The organism is Microbacterium sp., assembly GCF_031179285.1.
Classification (GTDB): Bacteria; Actinomycetota; Actinomycetes; order Actinomycetales; family Microbacteriaceae; genus Microbacterium.
In genome coordinates this window covers 1-4,383 of sequence record NZ_JAPSHY010000065.1, presented here as the reverse complement: position 1 = coordinate 4,383, position 4,383 = coordinate 1, and the positions used below count along the sequence as shown (strand labels likewise).

At 68.0% G+C, this 4,383-nt stretch carries 4 protein-coding genes; 3 read left to right on the top strand and 1 reads right to left on the bottom strand.

All coding sequences use genetic code 11. The features are described from left to right. Positions 1-136 precede the first annotated feature (136 nt). Positions 137-1,315, bottom strand: a complete 1,179-nt coding sequence (locus RIN18_RS17325; RefSeq protein WP_309105224.1) for a hypothetical protein — start codon at positions 1,313-1,315, stop codon at positions 137-139. Between the two features lie 116 nt (positions 1,316-1,431). On the opposite strand from RIN18_RS17325, the gene RIN18_RS17320 reads away from it, so the two are divergent. From RIN18_RS17320 to RIN18_RS17310, 3 genes are all read left to right on the top strand, one after another. Next, positions 1,432-2,466, top strand: a complete 1,035-nt coding sequence (locus RIN18_RS17320) for a glycosyltransferase (RefSeq protein ID WP_309105223.1) — start codon at positions 1,432-1,434, stop codon at positions 2,464-2,466. A gap of 143 nt (positions 2,467-2,609) precedes the next feature. After that, positions 2,610-3,587 carry a glycosyltransferase family A protein gene (locus RIN18_RS17315; protein ID WP_309105222.1) on the top strand — a complete coding sequence of 326 codons (978 nt, stop codon included), beginning with the start codon at positions 2,610-2,612 and terminating at the stop codon, positions 3,585-3,587. Beyond that, positions 3,584-4,383: glycosyltransferase (locus tag RIN18_RS17310; RefSeq protein ID WP_309105221.1), on the top strand; the 800-nt coding region annotated here is incomplete at its 3' end. The genes RIN18_RS17315 and RIN18_RS17310, both read left to right, overlap by 4 nt.

Here is a 4,383-nt window from a genome sequence, read left to right as displayed (position 1 = left end):
CGTGCGCCATGCCGACACCCTCGTGTTCCTCAAGGATGGCCGGATCGAGGCCGAGGGCACGTTCGACGAGGTCCGGGCGCAGAGTCCCGACTTCGCGCGCCTGGTGGAACTCGGCGAACTCGACTGATCGGCTGCGTCATCCTCGCAGCCGCGAGCCTGCCGATCGGCGCCGGAGCGTGCCGGCCTTGCGGCCCGCACGGCCCAGACCGTACCGGAGGAAGCCGGCGCCAGCCGAGGGCAGCGGGAACCCGGTCCGATGCGCCAGCGCTCGGATCTCCGCGGCGTACACGTCGCGAGACCATGCCACCTCGTCGAGATACGCCCGTCGGGCCGCGCGGTAGACATCCAGGTCGAACGCCCGGTGGTACACGTCCAGTTGCCCGGTGATGTCGAGCGTCAGCTCGGTGCGGAGGCACTTGTTGCACCGGGAGCAGTTCCGGCCGTCGGCGGTGAGCGTCGTGCAGACGTGGAGGCTCTCGTGCGACTCGGGGATCAGCGCGACGATGGCGGTCTTCTCGACGCGGGTGTATTGGCTGCCGTGGAAGACAGGACGGAACTGCCGTGTGGTGAGCAGTGGCATGGAGATGGGGTCCGAGTATGCGGTGCTGTTCGAACGTTGCACGGCGACGGCTTCGAACGGCACGCTGCTCGCGAAGTAGAACTGCCCGAGGCCACCTTGCAGCAGCGACGCGGCGGCGAGGTTCCGCGGGCCGTGGGTCTGCAGGAAGTCGGCGAACCGGTAGAAGTCGTCGAGGTTCGAGTCGACGGCGACGTAGGGGAGTCCCAGGCGTTCGGCTGCGGGTGCCAGCCGGGAATGCACACGGTGGAAGTGTCTGCGCCCCCGCTCCCCGGGCTGCATCGCCCCGACATTGAACAACGTCAGATGCGTGAGCCGAAGGTCGTGCGCGACAGGACTGAAGTAGTGCTCGGCGAGCACGGTGAAGCTGTCGATGCCGCCCGAGAATCCGGTGCCGACTCCGGGGGCGGGGTTCGTCGCCGGAACCGGGTACGCGATCTCCAGCGGAACCCGCTGCAGGCCCGGGATGACCGCTTCGAGGATGTGCTGGTAGCCGTGCGTCATGCTGTGAGCGAGCTCGTCGGTAACCGATCCGGCGACCGTGACCGACTCGCCCGCGTGCATTGCGGGCCCGATGAGCCCGATGACGGCAGGATCTGCGCGTTCGGTGAGCAACCCGCCGTGGGCTTCGGGAAGCGTGAACCACAGTCGCTCGGGCGCATCGGGGAGTCCGTCGACGGCCACGGACCAGGTGATCTGTCCGTTCTCAGCGCGCATCTCGGGAACTCCGATGTGCATGCTGCCTCCTCACCGGTCCGGTCCTTCTCGCACGGCGCGATCGGAAGCTTACCGGGCGGGAAGTTCCGCCCTGGGGGCGCGGCTACAATCGGCTCACGAGCTGAGGCGAGGAGCTGATGGTCCGAACACCAGGGCTGAGTGTCTGCATCGTGACCTATGAGCGTCCTGACTTCCTCGAGCGTTGCCTGCGCTCGCTGCAGGACTCGTTGAGCAGGGACACCGAGGTCGTCGTCGTGGATGCCTCCGCGAAGGACCATCGTGACCTGGTGCATGCGATCGATCCGGCGATCGTCTACGTCCACGCAGCACATCTCGCAGGGTGGATGACGCGCTCACGCAATGAGGCATTGCGATGGGTGCGCGGCGATATCGTCAGTTTCCTCGACGACGACGTGGTGGTTCGTCCGGGTTGGGAGCAGGGCGTACGGGCGGCGTTCCGCGATGCCAGCGTCGCTGCAGTCTCGGGTCGCACCTGTAACGGCGAGCCCGGCGAGGAGCTGTATCACCGCCCGATCGGGCGCGTACTCCCCGACGGAACGCTCACCGACGGGTTCGCGTCAGCATCTGACGGGCATGTCGTGGATGTCGATCACGGCATCGGTGCGAACATGTCGTTCCGTCGTTCGGTGCTCGCCGCTCTGGGCGGGTTCCGCGATGATTACCCCGGGACGGCCCTTCGCGAGGATACGGACATCTTCCTGAGGGTCCGTTCGATCGGCGGGAGGGCGGTGTTCGCCCCCGATGCGGCGGTCGACCATCGACCCGCTCCGCATGTTCGCGGCGCACGCTTCGACACGCGATACAAGCTGTACGGTCGCCGGAATCACATGGTCCTGCTCGCCCGTGCCGACGGCATCCGCTCACCGATGCTGAGGAGGTGGATGCTTCGGCAGTTGCGGTCCGTGGCTGCTGTCCCCGGGGTGCCCGCCAAGGTTCGCCGTCTGGGGGTCACCGTCGTCGGCTTGGCCTGGGGTCTCGCCGCGTTGCCCCGCTCCGCGCGTTGGCGGCCGTTGCCTCCCGAGCGCGATGACGCGACGGGCCGCGAACTCCGCGGCCTGCTGGCCAGTCCGCCTGGTGGCGGGGGCACCGAACCCCGAAGCGAGGGATCGGCCGACCGGTCGCCGATACTGCCCAGCGACAACCCGGGATGACGCCGCTCTGGAGCGAATCGGCCGGCAACCTCTCCATGCGGGCGTGATCCGGGCTATTCTGCGGATGCCCGACGAGGTGATGCCAGCACGGTGACGCACCGCCGTGCAGCAGACCTGTCGCCAGAAGTGAAGGGAAGACGCCGATGTCGGCAGCGCCCCGGACCGCGAGCGGCGGGCGATCGCCGTCGGTCAGCATCGTGCTGGCGACCAATCGCGACAGTCCCTATCTCGAGGAGACGCTGGAAAGCGTCAGAGCGCAGACGATGCAGGACTGGGAGCTGCTGATCGTCGACAACGGCGTGCCGCATCCTGAGCGCATCGAGCAGCTCATCGAGGGCGATGATCGAATGAGCCGGATCAGGATCGAGTCGTCGGCAACCGCCGGCGTGGCGAGGAACGTCGGTGTGTCACGAACGACGGCCGACCTCATCACCTTCTTGGACGACGACGACGTGTGGGTTCCCGAGCGTCTCGAACGACATCTCCACGCGCACTCCACGCATCCGACTTCGCCCGCCACCTTCTCGGGTTACCGGCATATCGACAGCGAGGGGCGTCCGTTCGGCAACGACTGGAGGTCCAGGCAGACCGATTCGGCTGCGATCCTGAGCGGACGGGCGGACACGCCGCTCGGACCGACCCTCGTCATTCGTCGACACGATTTCACGGCCATCGGCGGGTTCAGTTCCGAGATCCCGATCCTCGTCGACTTCGAACTCGCGCTCCGGCTCGCGCTCCGAGGCGATTTCGTCTACCTCGACGCGCTCCTCGTCGGCTACCGGCGCCATGCCGCCAACATGACCTCCACCGCGCCCGCGAACGCGCTCCTTCGTCGTCGAGCGATGGAGGACATGGTCGACCGGCAGCGCTGGGCCGCCGCCGGTCGGGGCGACGCCGAGGCGGCAGAGCTGTTCCGCGAACGACTCGAGCGATTCCGACGGAGTGAGGCCCGTCTCGCAGGCACAGCGTTGTTCCGCTTCGTGAAGCGCCGCGATTATCACCACGCTCGAAGCGAGCTGGCCTGGGGCCTGTCGCGGGCGCCGATCACGTTCATGCTCACCGTCGCGACCGCGCCGCTCGCCAAGGCGAGATCGCTGCTGCGCCGGAGGCGACGTCCATGACGCCGGAATCCGACGCCGGCGGGGACGGGCGAGACGACGCCGGGGCGCCCGTCGTCACGATCGTGATCCCGCTGTACAACGGCGGCCGGTTCATCGACGAGACGCTGCAGTCGGTGCTCGCGCAGACGTACCGCCGATTCGAGGTGGTCGTCGTCGACGATGGATCGACCGACGAGGGACCGGACATCGTCCGTGCCCACACGGATCCTCGCGTCCGGCTGGTGCGGAGTTCGGGGCATGGCGTCGCGGAGGCGCGCAACGCGGGCGCGGCAAGGGCCTCGGTGCAGTCGATGCACCTCGTGTTCCTCGATGCCGACGACCTCTGGCATCCGGACATGCTCGCGACCGTGGTGAAGACAATCGGGCGCCGGCCCGACGCGGCCGGGGCATTCGTGCTCGCCGAGTACGTCGATGAGCAGGGCGACGTCCTCCACCCGGGCGACTTCCCGCGACATATGCGCGGGCGTGAGGATCTCCGCGGCGACCGTCTGGTGCCGCGCGACAGCACCGCCGACGTGGAACTCGAGCACCTGTTCCTGTCGAACCTCGTGTATCCGCCGAGCTGCCTCCTGGTGCGCCGTTCCGCGTTCCAGGCGACGGGTGGATTCGACGATCGGTATCTCGCCGAGGACTGGGAGTTCATCGTGCGACTCGCGAGACAGGGCCCCCTGGTGCCCGTCGACCGTGTCATGGTCGGGTATCGGCGGCACGGCTCGAACGCCTCGGGGAACCGTGCACGCAACGTCCGAGGCGCACGTCAGGTCTGGGCCGCCGTGTATCACAGCGATCTCGGAAC

Coding starts and splice junctions, on each gene's coding strand:
- RIN18_RS17320 (WP_309105223.1), top strand. CDS start 1,432: ATGGTCCGAACACCAGGGCTGAGTGTCTGCATCGTGACCTATGAGCGT.
- RIN18_RS17315 (WP_309105222.1), top strand. CDS start 2,610: ATGTCGGCAGCGCCCCGGACCGCGAGCGGCGGGCGATCGCCGTCGGTC.
- RIN18_RS17325 (WP_309105224.1), bottom strand. CDS start 1,315: ATGCACATCGGAGTTCCCGAGATGCGCGCTGAGAACGGACAGATCACC.